This is a genomic window from Rhizobium sp. HT1-10 (assembly GCF_049472505.1).
GTDB lineage: Bacteria > Pseudomonadota > Alphaproteobacteria > Rhizobiales > Rhizobiaceae > Rhizobium.
In genome coordinates this window covers 87,324-108,070 of sequence record NZ_JBCEBQ010000006.1, presented here as the reverse complement: position 1 = coordinate 108,070, position 20,747 = coordinate 87,324, and the positions used below count along the sequence as shown (strand labels likewise).

Here is a 20,747-nt window from a genome sequence, read left to right as displayed (position 1 = left end):
GCTGCCGCGCAGTGCGCCTTTGCCAAACAGGAGAGAGAGATGAGGAAAATCGCCAGGTTCGGTCTGTTGACCGTCACGCTGATGTCGCTCAGCGCCGGCACGGCCTTTGCCGACTATCAGCTCAACATTCTGCACATCAACGATTTCCACTCCCGCGACGAATCGATCAACAAATTCGACGCCACCTGCTCTGCCGACGAGGAGAGCAAGAAGGAATGCTTCGGCGGGGCAGCCAGGCTGAAGACGGAAATCGACCTCCGCCGCAGGGCGCTTGAAGGCCAGAACGTCATCCTGCTTGACGCCGGCGACAATTTCCAGGGCTCCCTGTTCTACACCACCTACAAGGGCCAGGCCGAAGTCGAACTGCTGAACGCCATGAAATTCGACGCCATGACGGTCGGCAACCACGAATTCGACGACGGCGAGAGCGCGCTCGCGCCCTTCCTCGACAAGGTCCAGTTCCCCGTCCTCGGCGCCAACCTCGTGATCGATTCCGAATCCAAGCTCGGCGACCGCATCAAGAAATCGGTCGTTCTCGACATCGGCGGCCAGAAGATCGGCATCGTCGGGGCTGTCACGACGGAGACGCCGGCGCTCGCCTCGCCCGGCCCCCATGTCAAGGTCACCGACGACGTCCAGGCGATCAATGCCGAGGTCGACATGCTGAAGTCCCAAGGCGTCAACAAGATCATCGCGCTGACCCATGTCGGCTATCACCGTGACGTGGACGCCATCGCCAAGATCCCCGGCGTCGACGTCGTTGTCGGCGGCCATTCGCACACGCTGCTGTCGAACACAGATCCCAAGGCGGAAGGCCCCTACCCCACGATGGTCGACAATCCGGCCGGCTACAAGGTCCCCGTGGTGACCGCTGCGTCCTACAGCCGCTACCTCGGCGATATCGCCGTCACCTTCGACGACAACGGCGTGGTCAAGGAAGCCAAGGGCGACCCGATCCTGCTGGATTCGTCCGTAACCCCTGATCCGGCCATGCTCGCCCGCGTCGAGGAATTGGCCAAGCCAATTGCCGAGATGCGCAAGAAGGTCATCGGCAAATCTGAAGGCCCGATCGAGGGCGCGCGCGAAGTCTGCCGGGCACAGGAGTGCTCGATGGGCAATCTCGTCGCCGACGCGATTCTCGACCGCACCAAGGCGCAAGGCATCAGCATCGCCATCCAGAACGGCGGCGGCCTGCGCGCCTCGATGCCGTCAGGCAATCTCACGACGGGCGATGTCCTGACCGTGCTGCCGTTCCAGAACACCGTCGCCACCTTCCAGCTCACCGGCGCCGATGTCGTCGCTGCTCTGGAAAATGGTCTCAGCCAGATCGCCGACGGCGCCGGACGCTTTCCGCAGGTCTCGGGCATGAAGTACACCTTCGACAAGACCAAGCCGCCCGGCAGCCGCGTCGTCTCGGTCGAAGTCAAGGAAGGCGACGCCTTCGTGCCGCTCGATCCGAAGAAGACCTACGGCGTCGTTTCCAACAACTACATGCGCTCCGGCGGCGATGGCTACACCGTGTTTTCCACCAAGGGCCAGAATGCCTATGACTTCGGCCCCGACCTCGAGCAGGTGGTCGCCGACTATCTCGCCGCCCACAATCCCTACAAGCCCTACCTCGACGGCCGCGTGACGCAGGTGGCCGCAGCAGCCTCCGGCGCCCAGCCGGATGTGGTCAAGCCCACCGAGACGCAGATCGCTCCCTCGGGCGAAAAGCCGGCTGAAAAGCCGACCGTAGCAACCGCGCCCACGCCTGCTCCGATCACGCCGCCGCCGGCAGCATCGACCACAGCAGCTCCGGCAGCCCCTGCGCCCTCGGCGGCCCCAACGCCCCCGGCAGCAACGCCACCCGCGGCCTCGACGCAGGCGACAACCGCGTCTGCTCCCGCTGCCGCCAAAACGCCGACCACCCATGTCATCGTCGCCGGCGACACGCTCTGGGATCTGGCCCGGACGTTCTATGGCGACGGGGCAGACTGGCGGAAACTCGCAGCCGCCAACCCGCATGTCAGCCCGCGCCGGTTGCTGGTCGGACGCGAATTGCAGGTTCCGGCCAAATAGGACAATTGGTCTCACGTTAATCGCCGGCCCGGGCTTTTCCGGACCGGCTTTTGTTTCTACGAGATCTGAACCGTTGGCCCGGCCTTGCGTAGAACGGTGATAGATTTGAAAGATTGGACATTGCCATGACGATAAACGTTTCCGCCCTCCCGGCAGGCCACCCGACAATCGCGATCGGCAAGGTGGGCGTTCTGATCGTCAATCTCGGAACACCGGATGGCACCGACTTCAAGTCCATGCGCCGCTATCTGCGCGAGTTCCTGATGGACCGGCGCGTCATCGAGTGGGCACGATGGAAGTGGTACCCGATCCTGTTCGGCATCGTGCTGAATGTCCGTCCGGGCAAGGTCGGCAAGGCCTATGAGCAAATCTGGAACCGGGATCTCGATGAGAGCTATCTGCGCACCTACACGCGCAACCAGTCGGATCGCCTCAACGAAGCATTGAAGGACCTGCCCAACGTCGTCGTCGACTGGGGCATGCGCTATGGCCAGCCATCGATCGCGTCGCGCATCGACGCGCTGAAGGCCGCCGGCTGCGACCGTATCCTGCTCTTCCCGCTCTATCCGCAATATGCTGCCGCCACGACTGCGACCGTCAACGACAAGGCCTTCGAGACGCTCCTGAAGATGCGCTGGCAGCCGGCGCTACGCACCGTGCCGCCTTACCACGACGACCCCGCCTATATCGAGGCGCTGGCCAATTCCGTGACAAACCATCTGGCGACGCTGGACTGGGAGCCGGAAATCATCATCACCTCGTTCCACGGCATCCCGATGTCCTACTTCAAGAAGGGCGACCCCTACCACTGCGCCTGCATGAAGACGGCGCGGCTGCTGCGCGAACGCCTCGGCTTCTCCAAGGAGAAGCTGATGATCACCTTCCAGTCGCGCTTCGGCCCCGAGGAATGGCTGCAACCCTATACCGACAAGACGGTCGAGCGGCTGGCCAAGGAAGGCGTCAAGCGGATCGCCGTGATGAACCCAGGCTTCGTCTCGGATTGTCTTGAAACGCTCGAGGAAATCGCCGGCGAAGCGAAGGAGATCTTCGAACACGCCGGTGGCGAGAAGTTTTCCCACATCCCATGCCTGAACGACAGCGCCGACGGCATTGACGTTCTGGAAAAGGTCATCCGCCGCGAGTTGCAGGGCTGGGTCTGAGACCTCTCAGACCCCGCGCCGGTTGCCCCAGAGGATGACATGGAGCTGCGGCAGCACGCGGGCGGCAAACCAGCCGTCCGCCGTCACCTTGTCGATCAGCCACAGCATCCGGTCGTTGATGCCGTCGAGATCGATGGCGGCATCCACTTCCGTGCCCCCGGGCGGCGTATGATTGCCGGGCTGGAGATAGACCGGCAGATGCGGATGGCGAGCTGCAGCGTCTCTTGCATAGGCATAGTCCGCATCGTCGAAGACCACGAATTTCAACACAGTCGCCGGCCGGCCAGCCGCAGCATCGAGACAGAGCTGCAAAGCATCCCAGTCCGTGTCCATCATGCCGCTCGACGGCGGCTTGGGGCTGAGGACCAACACATCGAGGTCGGCAAACCAGGGCTTGGCGACAGAGCCCTGCGTCTCCAGCGCGAAGCGATAGCCTTCGGCCTGTCCACGCGCGATCAAGGGTCCGAGCGGCTGGATGGCGGGATTGCCGCCCGACAGTGATACCGTCAACGGCCGATTGCCCGAGAGTCTAGTGACTTTCCCCCAGATATCGTCGACCGACATCGCCGCCCAGGTATCGCGGAAGGCGCTGTCGACCGCATGAAGGCTGTCGCACCAGGAACATCGGTAATCGCAGCCGCCGGTGCGAACGAAAACTGTGGGCAAGCCGATCAGCACGCCCTCGCCGTGGATCGTCGGCCCGAAGATCTCGCTGATGCGGATCGGTGTTTCGGCGTCGCGGGTCATGGCCGGTATTCCGCCCAGGTCTTCGGCGTCTCGCTGACCCGCACCGCCGAGGTCTCCGGCAGGATCGCCCGGCACCAGTCGAAGAAATGCTTCGCCAGGCATTCCGATGTTACTGCGTCATGGCCAAGCACGTCGTTCAGGTGGCGATGGTCAAAGTTATCGTCGATGTACCGCTTCAGCGGCTCGAGCTCATGATAGTCGCGCACGAAGCCGTCGTCGTTGAGAACGGGCGACGAGAGCTCGACCACGACGATATAGTTGTGGCCGTGCAGGCGGGCGCACTGGTGGTTTGCAGGCAGCCGCGTCAGCTGGTGCGAGGCCGAGAAGTGGAATTCCTTGGTGATGCGAAACAAGGGGTTACACCTCCGTCGCGCGGAAGCTATTCGTGGCACCGACCCAGAAATCCGGATCCGCGTATTCGGTGGGATCATCCACCCCGGCAAGCGCAAAGGCTTCGCGCCGCTCGACACAGGTGCCGCAGCGCCCGCAATGACGCTCGCCGCCCTTGTAGCAGGACCACGTCTCGGCAAAGGGCGTGCCGTGCCTGACGCCGTCGGTGACGATATCGGCCTTGGAGATCGTCACATAGGGTGCCAGCAAGGTGACCTCGGCATAGCCGTCGAGCGCTTCCGTCTGCATCCGCTGGAAGCTGTCGATAAAGCTGGGCCGGCAATCCGGATAGATGAAGTGATCGCCGCCATGCACGGCGACGGCTACGGCATCGGCCTTGCGGGCCGCCGCGACGCCGAAGGCAATGGCCAGCATGATGGCATTGCGGTTGGGGACGATGGTCGATTTCATCGTCTCCTCGGCATAGTGGCCATCGGGAACGGCGATGTCGTCGGTCAGCGCCGAGCCGGTCAGGTGGCGGCCGATGCCGCTGATGTCGATGATCTCGTGCCAGACGCCGAGCCTCGTGGCGCATGCGGCGGCAAAATTGAGTTCTTTCTTGTGCCTCTGACCGTAGTCGAAGGAGAGAAGGCCGAGAAGAGATCCCTCTGCGGCCGTTCTGTAGGCAAGCGAAACGGAATCCAGTCCGCCGGAGCAGACGACGATGGTTTTCATATCAGGTGTCCTTGTTTTTACCGGGTAGGCTGCGACCGGTTAGTTCGGAGTGGTTCTCTAGGGCAAACTGCGCCAGCTGAAAACGCCTTTTTTACCTGATGTCGCAAATCGGACGGCGCAACTCTTTGTGTATGGGTGTGATTCCGCGCCCGGCTAGGCTACTGTGCGTTGAATGAGTAGGGAGATTTTGATGGTTTTGGGTGGATTTGATATCGTTGTGATCGTCTTCGTGGTGCTTGTCGTCATGGTGCTCTTTGCCGGCATCAAGACGGTTCCGCAGGGATATCGCTACACGATCGAGCGTTTCGGCCGCTACACCCGCACCTTGGAGCCGGGTCTGAACCTGATCCTGCCCTTTGTCGAGCGGATCGGTACCAGGATGAACGTCATGGAGCAGGTGCTGGCGGTGCCGACCCAGGAGGTCATCACCAAGGACAATGCCAGCGTGTCTGCCGACGCCGTCTGCTTCTATCAGATCCTGAACGCCGCCCAGGCAGCCTATCAGGTCTCCAACCTCGAAAACGCCATCCTCAACCTGACGATGACCAACATCCGCTCGGTCATGGGCTCGATGGACCTCGACGAACTGCTGTCGAACCGCGAGATCATCAACGACAAGCTCCTGCGCGTCGTCGACGAGGCCGTCGGTCCCTGGGGCATCAAGGTCACCCGCGTCGAGATCAAGGATATCCAGCCACCACGCGATCTGGTCGACGCCATGGGCCGGCAGATGAAGGCCGAGCGCGAAAAGCGCGCCCAGGTGCTGGAAGCCGAAGGTTCGCGCAACGCCCAGATCCTGCGCGCCGAAGGCGCCAAGCAATCCGCCATCCTGCAGGCCGAGGGTCAGCGCGAAGCTGCCTTCCGCAATGCCGAGGCCCGCGAACGCATGGCCGAGGCCGAAGCCAAGGCGACCATGATGGTATCGGAGGCGATCGCCGCCGGTGACGTCCAGGCCATCAACTACTTCGTCGCCCAGAAATACACCGAAGCGCTGACAGCGATCGGTTCGGCATCGAACTCCAAGGTCGTGCTGATGCCGATCGAGGCCTCATCCATCCTTGGTTCGCTCGGCGGCATCGGCGCCATTGCCCGCGAAGTCTTCGGCGGCGAGGCCGCGAACGCCGGCCCTGCTCAGCCACCGCGCACACGCACAGCGCCGGCCCGCACGACACCGCTAGTCAACCCGCTGAACCCGCCGCAGGAGAGCTGATCGATGCTCAGCGATCTGATCCTCCAACTCGGTCCCTGGAGCTGGTGGGTGCTCGGGCTTCTGCTTTTGGGCGCCGAGCTGCTGGTACCTGGCGTCTTTCTCGTCTGGGTCGGACTTGCGGCGATTATCGTTGGCGCGGCCTCGCTTGGCCTCTGGGAAGAGGCCTTCTGGAGCTGGCAGCTGCAGATGCTGCTGTTTGCCGTTCTCGCGGTCGCCGCGGCATTGCTTGGCCGGCGCTATTTCTACAAGAACAGGAACGCCACGGACGAGCCGTTTCTCAACCAACGCTCCGCAAGCCTCGTCGGCCGCACGACCGTGCTGCACGAACCGATCAGCGAGGGTCGAGGTCGCGTCCGCATCGACGATACCTACTGGTCGGTCATCGGGCCAGACCTGCCGACGGGAACGCGGGTGAAAATCATTGCCAGCGATAGTCGCCAGCTGACGGTCGAGGCCGCCTGATCAGGCGACGCCGATCCTCAAGAGATCGTGGAAATGCACAAGCCCGATCGGCCGGCGGTCCTCGTCGACGACAAGCAGCGCCGAGATGTTGTTGTTGTTGAGCACGGCCATGGCGCCGGTCGCAAGCGTGGTGGCCCGAACTGTCTTCGGGTTGCTCGTCATGATATCATCGACATTGAGTTCGCCGAGACTGCGATCGAGATTGCGGGCGATATCGCCATCGGTGACGATGCCGCAAAGACGTCCCTCGTCATCCAGCACGCCGACGCAGCCGAAGCGCATTTTCGACAGCTTGCCGATTGCCTGAGGCAGGGGGGTGCCCTGCGCCACCAGAGGAACACGCTCGCCGGTATGCATGATGTCGGCAACATGGGTGAGGCTAGCCCCCAGTTTTCCGCCGGGATGGAAGACGTGAAAATCGGTCGCGGTAAAGCCGCGGGCTTCCATCAACGCCACGGCCAATGCATCGCCGATAGCCAGTTGCAGCAGCGTCGATGTCGTCGGCGCCAGGCCGTGCGGGCAAGCTTCCTGCTCCTTCGGCAGCAGTAGAACAACATCGGCTTCGCGGCCGAGCGAAGACGTCAACCCGGAGGTAATGGCAATCAACGGCACGGAGAAGCGGCGGCAATAGGTGAGGATGCCCTTGAGCTCGGCGGTTTCCCCCCCCCACGACATGGCGATGATGACATCGTCGTGGGCGATCATGCCGAGATCGCCGTGGTTGGCTTCAGCCGAATGAACGAAAAAAGCCGGCGTGCCGGTCGAGGCCAGCGTCGCCGCGAGTTTCGCGCCGATGTGGCCACTCTTGCCGACGCCCGTCACGATGACACGGCCGGTGATATCGCCGATCAGCGCGACCGCACGGGCGAAAGGCTCCGCCAAGGAGCCCGCCATCGCGCGCTCGAGTGCCTCAAGGCCTCGTCGCTCGGTTTCGATTGTCCGCATGGCGGATTCAATGGCGCCGTTCTCGACCAGATTCATAGCTCTCTTGTTCATGGCAACGGGTTAACGCTTTTTCAGAAATCTGTCCATGCGGGAATGGCGGAGGCCTTTACCAGCCCACAAACAAGCGCCCTGAAAGGGCCGCCGGCCGTTTCGAAACGAAGCGTTAACCACATGCCTTTACGGTGGGTTAACGATTTTTGAGCTGCCGGACACGGGATCGCATGGCAAGAGGCAAACACAGGGCAGCGGACCATTCGCTCCGTCTGACGGCATATGCCGTTTCAGCGGCGATCGGCTGCGGCGTCCTCATGGCGCCAGCTCTCGTGTCGGCCCAGGCGCTGAACGCCGCAGTGGCGGCGACAACCGGCCCGACCGCCGACCCCAACACGCCGACCGCTCCCGTGGCGCCGACCGGCGGCGAGCCCGCTTCGGTCAACGCGGCCGCCAGCAGCACTGGCAACGACGACGATTCCCGGCCCAACCCTCGTCTGACCTTCGACCCCCTCGTCAGCTTGCGGACGGGCTCGATCCTCGACGACGATATCGGCCGCGTCAACATGCGCGACAGCGGCCTGAACAGCCTGAAGACCCGTCCGAAGGTCTCCGACGAAGATGGGCTTGGCATCAGGCTTGGAACCTTCGTCCTGCGCCCTTCCGTCAACCAATCCTTCAACGTCGAAACCAACAAGGGCGGCGGCACCAACGATCACAGGACCTTCCTGCAGACGGATTTCGAGAATACCCTGACCTCGGACTGGGACCGGCACCAGCTGACGGTGACCGGCAACGGCATCTGGCAGCGCAATCTCAGCGGCAATGGCGAGGAGCAGCCGAGCATCAACATCGGCGCCGACCTGCGCCTCGATCTTTCCGACCAGACAACCGCACACCTGACCGGCGGCTACAAGTTCTTCCGCGAGGACACGGACGACCCCAACGCGCTGAGCGGCGCGTCGAAGCAATCCGGTGTCAACGAACTGGACCTCGGCGCGTCGATCGAGCGCGACTTCGGCCTGCTGCGCGGAACGACCGCCGTGACGCTCGCGCGCACCGTCTACTCCGACGCCACTCTCACCGACGGATCGGTGGTTTCGCTCAGCGATCGAAACCAGACGGCCGGGACCTGGCGTGGCCGCATCGGTTACGAGTTGTCTCCGGCGCTGATTCCCTTCCTCGAAGTCCAGCTCGGCAAGACACTCTATGACGACGAGCGCGACAGCGCCGGCTATGAACGGTCGAACAACAGCTACGGTGCCCGGACAGGGGTGCAGTTCGATATGGGAGAAAAGCTGAGGGGCGAGCTCGGGATCGGCTACCAGCACACTTCCTTCGACGACGCGCGGCTCGCTTCGATCGATTCGCCCACCCTCGACGGCAGCATTGCCTGGTCGCCGCAGCGGGGAACGGATGTCGGCCTCGGCTTCTCGACGTTGGTGCAGCCGTCGACTACGGCAGGTGAAAGCGGCTATGTTGCCTACCAGCTGACCGGCACCCTCGCCCACCAGTTGCGCGACGACCTGACCGCCAAACTGACCGGCGGCACGACGTGGCGGGATTACACGAGCAGCGGGACGGTCAGCGACCAGACGGTCTATGACGCGGCACTCGGCTTTACCTGGGGATTGAACCGCTATCTCGATATGACCAGCAATGTCGGCTATGAGCTGACGACGCAAAAAACCGGCGACGATACGCGCCAGTTTCGCGCGGGGCTTGGCCTGACGGTCAAGCGGTAAGGGATTCTCGAAGTGAACACCGCCCGCCCTGACAGGCGAGCGGCGATGTCCGGTCTATTTCAACGCGGCGAGCAGCGACCTGAAGCCGTCTTCGACAGTCGGGCGAATGTCGGCGCGCGACAGGGCGAAGGCGACGTTGGCTAGGATGAAACCATCCTTGGCGCCGCAGTCGTAGGTTTCGCCCTTGAAGTGGTAGCCAGCGAAATCCTGCTGCTTGGCAAGCTTCAGCATGCCGTCTGTCAGCTGGATTTCGTTGCCGGAGCCCCGCTCCTGATGCTCGAGAATCTGGAAGATCTCCGGCTGCAGGATGTAGCGGCCGTTGATGAAGAAGTTCGAGGGCGCGGTGCCCTGCGGTGGCTTCTCGACCATTTCCGTCACGCGGAAGCCGTTGCCGATGCTATCGCCGACGCCGACGATGCCGTACTTGTGGGTCTGGTCCGGCGCGCATTCCTCGACGCCGATAACATTGCCGCCGCTCTGCTCATACAGCTCGATCATGCTCTTCATGCAGCCGACGTCGGATTGCATGACCATGTCGGGCAGCAGCAGCGCGAATGGCTCGTCGCCGACGATCTCGCGGGCGCACCAGACGGCATGTCCGAGGCCCAGCGGCTCCTGCTGGCGGGTGAAACTCGCTGTGCCGGCGATCGGCAACAGGTTGCTCAGCAGCGTCAGTTCGGCATTCTTATTGCGCTGACGCAGGGTCTGCTCGAGTTCGAACTGGATGTCGAAATAGTCTTCGATAACGTGCTTGCTGCGTCCGGTGACGAAAACGAAATGTTCGATCCCGGCTTCCATGGCCTCATCCACGACGTACTGGATGACAGGCTTATCGACGACGGTCAGCATTTCTTTCGGCACCGCCTTGGTTGCCGGCAGGAAACGGGTTCCAAGGCCAGCGACCGGAAACACTGCTTTGCGTACTTTTTTGTGCAGTCCCACACTTACCTCCTGGGCGATCCGCCCGTAGTTGATCAGGCAACCAAGGCCAACGCTATTCCAAAATTGCTAGGGTTTGGCAATGGGTGACGACGGCCTCGTTGCATGGTAAAGATTTTGTTGACTTTGTTTGTCTAAACTTAAGCTTGGCCTAAGCGGCGCAGTGCCGTTACGAGCCATCATGATGACGGACACGGCTTCAATGACCCAAGCTCGCAAACACTCCTTTTCTAGCCTTGCCCTGGCGATATCGCTGGGCGTATGCGCCGGCCTTGCGCCACACAACGCACTGGCAGACGCAGGGTTCCGGAAATGGATATCCGGCTTCTACGACACAGCCGCAAAAAGCGGCATCAGCAAGGCCACCTACCAAAGAGCCTTCGCTGGGGTGAACGACCCCGATCCGACCGTACTCGAAAAAGCGGGTTCGCAGGCCGAGTTCACGACGCAAATTTGGGACTATATGGACTCTCGCGTCAACCCCTATACCGTTGACGTCGGCCGTAAGATGGCTGCTAAATACGGCTCGACCTTGCGCAACATCGAAAGGCAATTCGGTGTAGACCGTAATATCCTGTTGGCAATCTGGTCGATGGAATCGAATTACGGGGCGGTTCTGGAGAAGGACGAGCGCCTTCACTATGTGCCCCGCGCGCTGGCCACGCTGGCCTATGCCGATCGCAAGCGTTCCAAGTACGCCCGCACCCAGTTGATCGCCGCGCTGAAGATCCTGCAGAACGGCGAGGTCTCCGCCGACAACCTGACAGGCTCCTGGGCGGGAGCAATGGGCCACACCCAATTCATCCCAACCAGCTATCTGCTCTACGCCGTCGATGAGGATGGCAACGGTCGTCGCGATATCTGGAATTCGGTCCCGGACGCACTTGCGACCTCGGCCAATCTGCTCGCGAAGAACGGCTGGCAGACGGGCAAGACCTGGGGCTACGAGGTCGTCGTGCCGAAGGGTGGCAGCGCCCAGGCCGGCAAGACCCACACCTTGAAAGAATGGGCGGCGCTCGGATTTATCCGTCCGAACGGCAAGGCTTTCCGCCTGTCGACGGAGCGCGCCCAGCTGAAAATGCCGGGCGGCGCCAACGGCCCAGGCTTCCTGATGGCCGGCAACTTCTTCACCATCAAGCGCTACAATGCCGCCGACAGCTATGCGATTGCAGTGGGCCTCCTTGCCGACGAAATCGCCGGCTATGGCGGCATGCAGCAATCATGGCCGCGGCCATCGGGCTCGCTCGACGTCAAGCAGAAGTTCGAACTGCAGACACGCCTGAAGGCCCTCGGCTACTACGACGGCGCTGTCGACGGAAACTTCGGATCGGGTTCGAAGGCGGCAATCGCGGCGGTACAGGGGCGGCTCGGCCTCGGCGCCGATGGTGAGCCATCGATGGAACTTCTGAAGGCGCTGCGCCGATAGGCGTCGCACCGCTCGAACGATGGCAGACATGACCGTGGAGACGGAGCTGGAAACGATCCGCACGAACCGGTTGCGAAGGACATCGGGCGATGTCGGCAGGCGCATGGGCGCGGCGATCATGGCCTGCTGTCTCCTGCTTTTTCTCACGGCGACGGCTCAGGCGCAGCAGCGCTACGAGCGGCGCTCGATCATGGAATTCCTCTTCGGTCGACAGGCGGCTCCGGAGCGACCGGCGCCGCGCGATGCCGCCCCTCGGACGCCGCGACGGGCGGCCCACCCTCCCAAACGTGCTGCAAGGCCCGTCACCAAGGCCGCTACCCTGGCGCCGGACACACCTGCGGCGGCTGAAAAACTGCCCGATGCGAAAACCGTTCTGGTCGTCGGCGACTTCCTTGCCAATGGCCTGGGCGATGGTTTGAAGGAGGCCTTTGCCACCTCCCCCGGCGTCAGTATCCAGACGCGCGGCAATGTCGCCTCCGGGCTGGTGCGGGCGGACTATTACAACTGGCCGGCGCAACTGCCGAAGATGCTGGATGATCTGAAGCCGGCCATCGTCGTCGTAACGCTGGGGGCCAACGACCGGCAGACGATGACGGCCCCCGGCCTCAACGAAAAGTTCGGCAGCGATACCTGGACGCTTGCCTATGAAGAGCGGGTGCAAGCCTTCGCCAAACTGGTCACCGGCCGCCACATCCCCCTTCTCTGGATCGGGCTGCCGCCCTTCGGTTCGAGCGACATGACGGCCGATGCGGTCAGGCTCAATCAACTCTACCAGAGCCAGGTCGAAAGCACCGGCGGTGAATTCGTCGATCTCTGGGGTGGCTTCACGGACGAGGACGGCAAGTTCATCGTTACCGGCTCCGACATCAACGGACAGCAGGTGCGTCTGCGAACCGCCGATGACGTCAACATGACGGATGCGGGCCGCCGCAAGATGGCCTTCTATGCCGAAAAGCCGATCCGCCGCCTGCTCGGCGATCAGGCCAGCCCGGACATTGTCCGTCTGGACACCTCGACATCAGTCGATCCCAATGCCGCGCCCCCTGCCGAACCGGTCACCCCGGAGGCACTGACCCCGCCCATCAGCCTGTCCGATCCGGAACTGGACGGCGGCTCGGCGCTTCTCGGCAATGCACCCCCGCCGCCTTCGACGACGCCCACGCCACGCGACTTGTTGGTCGAAAAAGGCGAAGTTGCCCCGCCCCCGGCGGGCCGCGTCGACGACTTCCGGCTGCCGGCAAAAGCGTCCACCCCCTGAAATGCGAAAGGGCCGCCCAAGCGACCCTTCTCTCTGCTCCGGCCCACGCAATGAGCGCGGCAGAACACTGACTTCAGGCCGCAGAGCGTTTCGCCAGCACCGAGAGGCATGTTTCGAAGGCCGTCAGGTCTGAGTAGAGCCGGTCGGCATCGGCTGCATGGACGGCAATATGCCCACCGCGCCGCTCGATGCCGCCGTGCAGCATCAGGTTCTCGATCATGTCGAAATCTTCGAGCGACAGCCCGTCCGGGCCGCGCTTGCGTCCGTCTGCCCCTTCGCTGATATCACCGGCGTAAAATTCGCGGGTTCTGACGAAGTGGTTGGCGGTCATGTTGGTATAGGCGGCGACCAGCTTGCCCTGCGCGCACATATATCCCAGTTCGAAAGCGGTGCCGACATCGGCGGCAATGCCGCGAAACGGTGTCAGGTTGGCGATCACGCCATCCGCCCGGTTCATCATGTCCTCGTCGACAGCACTGATCTTGAGGCCGAATTCATGGCGGGTCGGCGCTGGCTCGATCGAGACATCGCCGGGGCAGATCGGCTCGAAGCCATAGGCGCGGGCCATGTCTGCCTTGGCATCGAGGACTTCGCGGGCGTTGGGGAGAAAGACCTCGGGGCCGGCCAGGTAGAGTTTCAGGGACATGGCTCGCTTTCCGATAAAGTGCTGACAAAAAGAGAACAGCCCGGCGAACCGGGCTGTGATTGAGACGATGGATCAGGCCGGAAGCACGGTGCTTCCCATTAGCGCCTCGTCGATGGCACGCGCCGCCTGGCGGCCTTCGCGGATCGCCCAGACCACCAGCGACTGGCCGCGCCTGACATCGCCGGCCGTCCAGAACTTGTCGACCGAAGTCCGGTAGTCCTTGTCGTTGGCAACGACGTTGGTCGAGCCACGGCGGTCGGTGTTGATGGTCAGCTTGCCTTCCAGCTCCTTCATCGGGCCGGCAGCGAAGGGGCCGCGGAAGCCGATGGCGATGAAGGCGAGATCGGCGCGGATGACGAATTCCGTCCCAGCGATCGGCTTGCGCTTGTCGTCGACTTCGCAGCACTTGACGCCGGTGAGCACGCCGTCTTCGCCAACGAACTCCAGCGTCGCGACCTGGAATTCGCGCACCGCACCCTCAGCCTGGCTGGAGGACGTGCGCATCTTGGTCGCCCAGAACGGCCAGACGGCCAGCTTGTCTTCCTTCTCGGGCGGCTGCGGGCGGATATCGAGCTGCGACACGCGGACTGCACCCTGGCGGAAGGCGGTGCCGACGCAGTCCGACGCCGTATCGCCGCCACCGACGACAACGACATGCTTGCCGCCGGCAAGGATCGGATCGGACGGCCAGCCGACGCTGTCGATGTTCTCGCGGCCGACCCGGCGGTTCTGCTGCACCAGATAGGGCATGGCATCGTGGACGCCGAACAGCTCGGTGCCGGGAACGCCGCTTTCGCGCGGGGTCTCGGAACCGCCGCAATAAAGCACGGCATCGTGCTCGGCGAGCAGCTGCTCGACGGGCAGGTCGACGCCGACATTGGCACCGTAATGGAACGTCACGCCTTCGCCACTCATCTGCTCGACGCGGCGGTCGATGAAGTTCTTCTCCATCTTGAAGTCCGGAATACCGTAGCGCAGCAGGCCGCCGGCCTTGGATTCGCGTTCATAAACATGGACGTCATGGCCGGCGCGGCCGAGCTGCTGGGCGGCGGCAAGGCCTGCCGGACCGGAACCGATGATCGCCACCTTCTTGCCGGTGTGGACGGTCGCCGGCTGCGGCCGGATGAAGCCCAGCTCATAGGCCTTGTCGGCGATCGCCTGTTCGACGGTCTTGATGGCAACCGGCGCATCCTCGAGGTTCAGCGTGCAGGCTTCCTCGCAAGGCGCGGGGCAGACGCGGCCGGTGAATTCCGGGAAGTTGTTGGTCGAATGGAGGTTGCGGATCGCCTCTTCCCAGTTGTTGTTATAGACGAGGTCGTTCCAATCGGGGATCTGGTTGTGCACCGGGCAACCGGTCGGGCCATGGCAATAGGGAATGCCACAGTCCATGCAGCGGGCAGCCTGTTTCTGGACTTCGGGATCCGACATCGGGATCGTGAATTCACGGAAATGACGGATGCGATCAGACGCCGGCTGATACTTGCCGACCTGCCGGTCAATTTCCAGAAAGCCTGTAACCTTACCCATACCTAAGTCTTCCCTTGCCCTCATGACTGCGTTCAGAGCAGCCAGTTTTCAACTTTCAATCCCGGCACGCGGGAAAATGCTCTATCATCCGTGACGACAACCGCATCGAGCACCAGCGCGTGGGCGGCTATCAGCATGTCGATCTGGCCCATTCCGATCCCCGCTTTCTCAAGCTCGCTGCGGAGAGCCGCATAGGCCAGGTCAGCTGGCGTGGACCAATCCTCCACCCTAAGGTGCTGTAAAATAGCCTCTGCGGCTATCTTCTGTCGCAAGACACCGCTCTTCGTGTAGCCGAAGCGAACTTCAGCTTGCACTAGAACGCTCGTTGATAGTTGGCCCGACTGGAAAACTCTCATGCGATCGGCTGCCTTGCCAGTCGGCTGCCGCATGACATTCGAAATGATATTCGTATCGATAAGATACGTCATTCCTACTTTTCCAAATCAACCGGTTCCGGCGGATAATCCTCAATATCAGGAAAATCCAGAGGTTCCTGCTCGGCGAGCCAATCAAGAACCTCCGCCAGTGACTTCTTCTCGATCTTCGGGCGCAAATAAATGACGCCGTTGTGATCCTGTGAGATCAGCAGGCTCTCACCGTTGACATCAAAATCTGCCGGTATGCGCACTGCGCGACTGCGTCCATTGCGGAATATGCTGACTTCTCTTTCTCCAAAAGCTGGCATCCGCTTACTCCTCAAATTTGTAATATGACACCGTCATACCACATGGTGCAGCACGCAACAATCACTCCGCCGCGACACCCATCCGGCTGCGCTCCATCTCCTCCAGCGCCCGGCGGTATTCGACCGGCATCACCTTGCGGAACTTCGGACGATATTCCGTCCAGTTGTCGAGGATCAGCTTGGCGCGGGTGGAGCCGGTGTAGTGCAGGTGGTTGGAGATCAGCTGGTAGAGCCGCTCCTCGTCATGGCGGGTCATGTCGCCGGATACGTCGACGCGGCCCTTGTGCATGAGGTCGCCACCGTGATGGTGCAGCTTTTCGAGCATGTCGTCCTCTTCCGGAACCGGCTCGAGCTCGACCATCGCCATGTTGCAGCGCTTGGCGAAATCGCCGGTCTGGTCGAGCACGTAGGCAACACCGCCCGACATGCCGGCTGCGAAGTTACGGCCGGTTTCACCGAGCACGACGACGACACCGCCGGTCATGTATTCGCAGCCATGGTCACCGACGCCTTCGACGACGGCGATTGCCCCGGAGTTGCGTACGGCGAACCGCTCGCCGGCGATGCCGCGGAAATAGCATTCGCCTTCGGTGGCGCCGTAGAGCACCGTGTTGCCGACGATGATCGATTCCTCGGCGATGATCTGCGAGTTTTCCGGCGGACGGATGATGATGCGGCCGCCCGAAAGGCCTTTGCCGACATAGTCGTTGCCGTCACCGATCAGGTTGAAAGTGACGCCATGCGCGAGGAACGCGCCGAAGGACTGGCCGGCCGTGCCGCGCAGCGTGACGCTGATCGTATCGTCCTTGAGCCCCTTGTGACGGTAGCGCTTGGCGACTTCGCCGGACAGCATGGCACCCGCCGAACGGTCGACGTTCTTGATGCCGACCTCGAAGGCGACAGGCGTCTTAGACGTCAGCGCCGGCATCGCCTGCTCGATCAGCTGGCGATCGAGGATGTCGTCGATCGGGTGCTTCTGGCGGGCCGTCCAGTAGGTGGCCTCCTTCGGCGCGTCGACCTTGTGGAAGATGCGCGAGAAATCGAGGCCTTCGGACTTCCAGTGGGCCAGCATCTCGTTCTTCTCGAGCAGTTCCGAAGCGCCGATGATCTCATCGAGCTTGGAGACGCCGAGCGAGGCGAGGATTTCGCGCACTTCTTCGGCGACGAAGAAGAAGTAGTTGATGACATGCTCCGGAGCACCCTTGAAGCGCTTGCGCAGAACAGGGTCCTGCGTGGCGACGCCCACCGGACAGGTGTTGAGGTGGCACTTGCGCATCATGATGCAGCCGGCCGCAATCAGCGGCGCGGTGGCAAAGCCGAATTCGTCGGCGCCGAGCAGTGCCCCGACGATGACGTCGCGGCCGGTCTTCAGGCCACCATCGACCTGCAGGGCGACGCGCGAGCGCAGTCCGTTCAGCACCAGCGTCTGCTGGGTTTCGGCGAGGCCGATTTCCCAAGGGGAGCCGGCATGCTTCAGCGAGGTCAGCGGCGAAGCGCCGGTGCCGCCGTCGAAGCCGGAGATGGTGATGTGGTCGGCGCGGGCCTTGGCAACGCCGGCGGCAACCGTGCCGACGCCGACTTCAGACACCAGCTTGACCGAGACATCGGCTTCCGGGTTGACGTTCTTCAGGTCGTAGATCAGCTGCGCCAGATCTTCGATCGAATAGATGTCATGGTGCGGCGGCGGCGAGATCAGGCCGACGCCGGGCGTGGAGTGGCGGGTCTTGGCAACCGTCGCATCGACCTTGTGGCCGGGCAGCTGGCCGCCCTCGCCGGGCTTGGCACCCTGCGCCACCTTGATCTGCAGCATATCGGCATTGACCAGATACTCCGCCGTGACGCCAAAGCGGCCGGAGGCGATCTGCTTGATGGCCGAGCGTTCCGGGTTGGCCGAACCGTCGCGCAGCGGGAAATAGCGATCGCTTTCTTCGCCGCCCTCCCCAGTGTTCGACTTGCCGCCGATCCGGTTCATGGCGATGGCAAGCGTCGTGTGCGCCTCGCGCGAAATCGAGCCGAACGACATGGCGCCGGTCGAGAAACGCTTGACGATATCGATGGCCGGTTCGACCTGATCGATCGAGATCGGCTCGCGACCGAGCGCTTCGGCACCCTTGATGGTGAACAGGCCGCGGATGGTGTTCATCCTGAGGTCGGACTGGTTGACCATCTCGGCGAACTCGCGATAGCGATCCTCGGCATTGCCGCGCACGGCATGCTGCAGCGAGGCGATCGCATCCGGGGTCCAGGCATGGGCTTCGCCGCGCATGCGGTAGGCATATTCGCCACCGATATCGAGCGTCGTTGCCAGGATCGGGTCCTTGCCGAAGGCTGCCCGGTGACGCGCGACGGTTTCCTCGGCAATGGCCTCGAGGCCGACGCCTTCGATCATCGTCGCAGTGCCGAAGAAATACTTGTCGACGAGCGTCTGCTGCAGTCCGATGGCGTCGAAAATCTGCCCGCCGCAGTAGGACTGGTAGGTCGAGATGCCCATCTTCGACATGACCTTGAGGATGCCCTTGCCGACCGCCTTGATGAAGCGGGTGACGATTTCGCTGGCATCGACCTCCTTCGGGAATTCGCCCTTGGAGTGCATGTCGAGCAGCGTGTCGAAGGCGAGATAGGGGTTGATCGCCTCGGCACCGTAGCCGGCGAGCAGGCAGAAGTGATGGATCTCGCGCGGCTCGCCGGTTTCGACGACGAGGCCGACCGACGTGCGCAGACCCTTGCGGATCAGGTGATGGTGGACGGCAGCCGTTGCCAGCAGCGCCGGAATGGCGATGCGGTCCGGGCCCATCTGCCGGTCGGAAAGGACGATGATGTTGTAACCGCCCTTGACGGCTGCCTCGGCGCGCTCGCACAGCCGCTCGAGCATGTCTTCCATGCCGTCGGCGCCGCGCTCGACATCATAGGTGAAGTCGAGTGTCTTGGTGTCGAAACGGTCTTCCGTGTGGCCGATCGAGCGGATCTTTTCGAGATCGCCGTTGGTGAGGATCGGTTGGCGGACTTCCAGGCGCTTGGCCTTGGCAGCGCCCTCGTGGTCGAGCAGGTTCGGCCGCGGTCCGATGAAGGACACGAGGCTCATCACCAGCTCCTCGCGGATCGGATCGATCGGCGGGTTGGTGACCTGCGCGAAGTTCTGCTTGAAATAGGTGTAGAGAAGCTTCGACTTCGAGGACATTGCCGAGATCGGCGTGTCCGTGCCCATCGAGCCGATCGCTTCCTGGCCTGTCGTTGCCATCGGCGACATCAGTATCTTGGTGTCTTCCAGCGTGTAGCCGAAGGCCTGCTGGCGATCGAGCAGCGACACGTCGCGGCGCAGCGCCCGCGGTTCGACAGGCTTCAGCTCCTCGAGGATGAGCTGGGTGCGGTCGAGCCACTTGCGATAGGGATGCTTGGTCGAAAGCTCCGACTTCACTTCGTCGTCGGAGACGATGCGGCCCTTGTCCATGTCGATCAGCAGCATCTTGCCCGGCTGCAGGCGCCACTTCTGGATGATGTTCTCTTCCGGCACCGGCAGCACGCCGGCTTCCGATGCCATGATGACGCGGTCGTCGTTGGTGACGAGATAGCGTGCCGGCCGCAGACCGTTGCGGTCGAGGGTCGCGCCGATTTGCGTGCCATCGGTGAAGGCAACGGCAGCCGGGCCGTCCCATGGCTCCATCAGGGCGGCATGATATTCGTAGAATGCCTTGCGATCCGGCGCCATCGACTGGTTGCCGGCCCAGGCCTCCGGGATCAGCATCATCACGGCATGCGCCATGGAATAGCCGCCGCGCAGGAGGAACTCGAGCGCGTTGTCGAAGCAGGCGGTGTCGGACTGGCCTTCATAAGAGATCGGCCACAGCTTGGAGATGTCATCGCCGAACAGCGGCGACGACACGGAAGCCTGGCGGGCCGCCATCCAGTTGACGTTGGAGCGCAGCGTGTTGATCTCGCCGTTATGGGCGACCATCCGGTAGGGATGGGCGAGCTTCCACGACGGGAACGTGTTGGTCGAGAAGCGCTGGTGGACCAGGGCGACAGCCGATTCGAAACGCGGATCGGCGAGGTCCTTGTAGTAGGCGCCGACCTGGTAGGCGAGGAACATGCCCTTGTAGACGATGGTCTTCGACGACAGCGATACCGGATAGAAGCCGCTCTCCTCGCCTTCATACTCCGCGTAGATGCGGTTGGAGATGACCTTGCGCAGCGTGAACAGCCGGCGCTCGAACTCGTCGTGGCTGGCGGCATCGCGGCCAGCGCCGATGAACACCTGCACATGGTGCGGTTCCGTGGCGGCGATATGTTCGGCCTTCGACAACGACGAATTGTCGACCGGCACATCGCGGAAGCCGAGCAGGACCTGGCCCTCTTCCGATATCACGTCCTGCACGGTCTTCCTGAAATGGGCGATCAGGGTTTCGTCCCGGGGCAGGAAGAAATGACCGACGCCGTACTCGCCGGCGGCCGGCAGGGTCACGCCCTGCAGCGCCATTTCCTCGCGGAAGAAGCGGTCTGGAATCTGCACCAGGATACCGGCACCATCGCCCATCAAAGGGTCGGCGCCGACGGCACCGCGATGCGTCAGGTTCTCGAGGATGAACAACCCGTCCTTGACGATCTGGTGCGACTTCTGGCCCTTCATATGGGCGACGAAGCCGACGCCGCAGGCATCGTGCTCGTTGCGCGGATCGTAGAGGCCCTGTTTGCGCGGAAGACCGGACACGAATTTGGCCTTGGTGACCGTGGTTTCAGCCGTAACGGCTGCGGTCTGAACCATGGGCATGGATGGCGTTTCGTTCGTCATCGTCGTTCTCCTCACAAACCCCGCGCCGCGGGCGTCCCTTCGTCCCGCGCGCCCATTATATGGACGCCGCGCGACAGCGCTGTTGCATGTTAAA

General features: G+C 62.7%; 17 protein-coding genes. 7 read left to right on the top strand and 10 right to left on the bottom strand.

Annotated features, from left to right (window positions below; genetic code table 11):
* The first annotated feature begins 39 nt into the window (after positions 1-39).
* On the top strand, positions 40-2,061 hold the full coding sequence (locus tag VH564_RS16430) for a 5'-nucleotidase C-terminal domain-containing protein (protein ID WP_423340935.1): 2,022 nt from the start codon (positions 40-42) through the stop codon (positions 2,059-2,061).
* A gap of 125 nt (positions 2,062-2,186) precedes the next feature.
* Positions 2,187-3,221: a ferrochelatase gene (hemH, locus tag VH564_RS16425; RefSeq protein ID WP_423340934.1), complete on the top strand. Its 1,035-nt coding sequence runs from the start codon at positions 2,187-2,189 to the stop codon at positions 3,219-3,221.
* A gap of 6 nt (positions 3,222-3,227) precedes the next feature.
* Here hemH and queE read toward each other — a convergent pair whose 3' ends face one another.
* Genes queE through queC form a run of 3 tightly spaced genes read right to left on the bottom strand, consistent with a single transcriptional unit; the run spans position 3,228 to position 5,033 of the window.
* A complete protein-coding gene (gene queE / locus VH564_RS16420; RefSeq protein ID WP_423340933.1) occupies positions 3,228-3,968 on the bottom strand; it encodes a 7-carboxy-7-deazaguanine synthase QueE in 741 nt (246 codons plus the stop codon).
* On the bottom strand, positions 3,965-4,321 hold the full coding sequence (gene queD / locus VH564_RS16415; RefSeq protein ID WP_423340932.1) for a 6-carboxytetrahydropterin synthase QueD: 357 nt from the start codon (positions 4,319-4,321) through the stop codon (positions 3,965-3,967). Before queD ends, queE begins: the two co-directional genes overlap by 4 nt.
* A 4-nt stretch (positions 4,322-4,325) precedes the next feature.
* A complete protein-coding gene (gene queC, locus VH564_RS16410) occupies positions 4,326-5,033 on the bottom strand; it encodes a 7-cyano-7-deazaguanine synthase QueC (RefSeq protein WP_423340931.1) in 708 nt (235 codons plus the stop codon).
* Positions 5,034-5,223: 190 nt separating this feature from the next.
* Here queC and VH564_RS16405 point away from each other — a divergent pair, with 190 nt between their 5' ends.
* On the top strand, positions 5,224-6,243 hold the full coding sequence (locus tag VH564_RS16405; protein WP_423340930.1) for an SPFH domain-containing protein: 1,020 nt from the start codon (positions 5,224-5,226) through the stop codon (positions 6,241-6,243).
* A 3-nt stretch (positions 6,244-6,246) separates the two neighbouring features.
* Positions 6,247-6,705, top strand: coding sequence for an NfeD family protein (locus VH564_RS16400; protein WP_423340929.1), 459 nt, complete (start codon positions 6,247-6,249; stop codon positions 6,703-6,705).
* On the opposite strand, the gene VH564_RS16395 is transcribed toward VH564_RS16400, so the two are convergent.
* Complete coding sequence (locus VH564_RS16395; protein WP_423340928.1) at positions 6,706-7,701, bottom strand: KpsF/GutQ family sugar-phosphate isomerase; 996 nt, start codon at positions 7,699-7,701, stop codon at positions 6,706-6,708.
* Positions 7,702-7,871: 170 nt separating this feature from the next.
* Between VH564_RS16395 and VH564_RS16390 the strand changes: the two genes are divergently transcribed.
* Positions 7,872-9,386 carry an outer membrane beta-barrel protein gene (locus VH564_RS16390; RefSeq protein WP_423340927.1) on the top strand — a complete coding sequence of 505 codons (1,515 nt, stop codon included), beginning with the start codon at positions 7,872-7,874 and terminating at the stop codon, positions 9,384-9,386.
* Positions 9,387-9,440: 54 nt separating this feature from the next.
* On the opposite strand, the gene galU is transcribed toward VH564_RS16390, so the two are convergent.
* A complete protein-coding gene (gene galU / locus VH564_RS16385) occupies positions 9,441-10,328 on the bottom strand; it encodes a UTP--glucose-1-phosphate uridylyltransferase GalU (protein WP_423340926.1) in 888 nt (295 codons plus the stop codon).
* Positions 10,329-10,527: 199 nt separating this feature from the next.
* Between galU and VH564_RS16380 the strand changes: the two genes are divergently transcribed.
* Both VH564_RS16380 and VH564_RS16375 read left to right on the top strand, forming a co-directional pair.
* A complete protein-coding gene (locus VH564_RS16380; protein ID WP_423340925.1) occupies positions 10,528-11,751 on the top strand; it encodes a lytic murein transglycosylase in 1,224 nt (407 codons plus the stop codon).
* 28 nt (positions 11,752-11,779) lie between these two features.
* Entirely contained in the window at positions 11,780-13,009 is a 1,230-nt protein-coding gene (locus tag VH564_RS16375) for a DUF459 domain-containing protein (RefSeq protein ID WP_423340924.1), read from the top strand.
* 73 nt (positions 13,010-13,082) lie between these two features.
* Here VH564_RS16375 and VH564_RS16370 read toward each other — a convergent pair whose 3' ends face one another.
* From VH564_RS16370 to gltB, 5 genes are all read right to left on the bottom strand, one after another.
* Positions 13,083-13,655, bottom strand: coding sequence for a nucleoside 2-deoxyribosyltransferase (locus VH564_RS16370; RefSeq protein WP_423340923.1), 573 nt, complete (start codon positions 13,653-13,655; stop codon positions 13,083-13,085).
* Between the two features lie 72 nt (positions 13,656-13,727).
* Positions 13,728-15,182 carry a glutamate synthase subunit beta gene (locus tag VH564_RS16365; protein WP_423340922.1) on the bottom strand — a complete coding sequence of 485 codons (1,455 nt, stop codon included), beginning with the start codon at positions 15,180-15,182 and terminating at the stop codon, positions 13,728-13,730.
* Positions 15,183-15,214: 32 nt separating this feature from the next.
* On the bottom strand, positions 15,215-15,610 hold the full coding sequence (locus tag VH564_RS16360) for a PIN domain-containing protein (RefSeq protein ID WP_423340921.1): 396 nt from the start codon (positions 15,608-15,610) through the stop codon (positions 15,215-15,217).
* A gap of 2 nt (positions 15,611-15,612) precedes the next feature.
* Positions 15,613-15,867, bottom strand: coding sequence for an antitoxin (locus VH564_RS16355; RefSeq protein ID WP_423340920.1), 255 nt, complete (start codon positions 15,865-15,867; stop codon positions 15,613-15,615).
* 61 nt (positions 15,868-15,928) lie between these two features.
* Positions 15,929-20,653: a glutamate synthase large subunit gene (gltB, locus tag VH564_RS16350; protein WP_423340919.1), complete on the bottom strand. Its 4,725-nt coding sequence runs from the start codon at positions 20,651-20,653 to the stop codon at positions 15,929-15,931.
* Positions 20,654-20,747 lie beyond the last annotated feature (94 nt).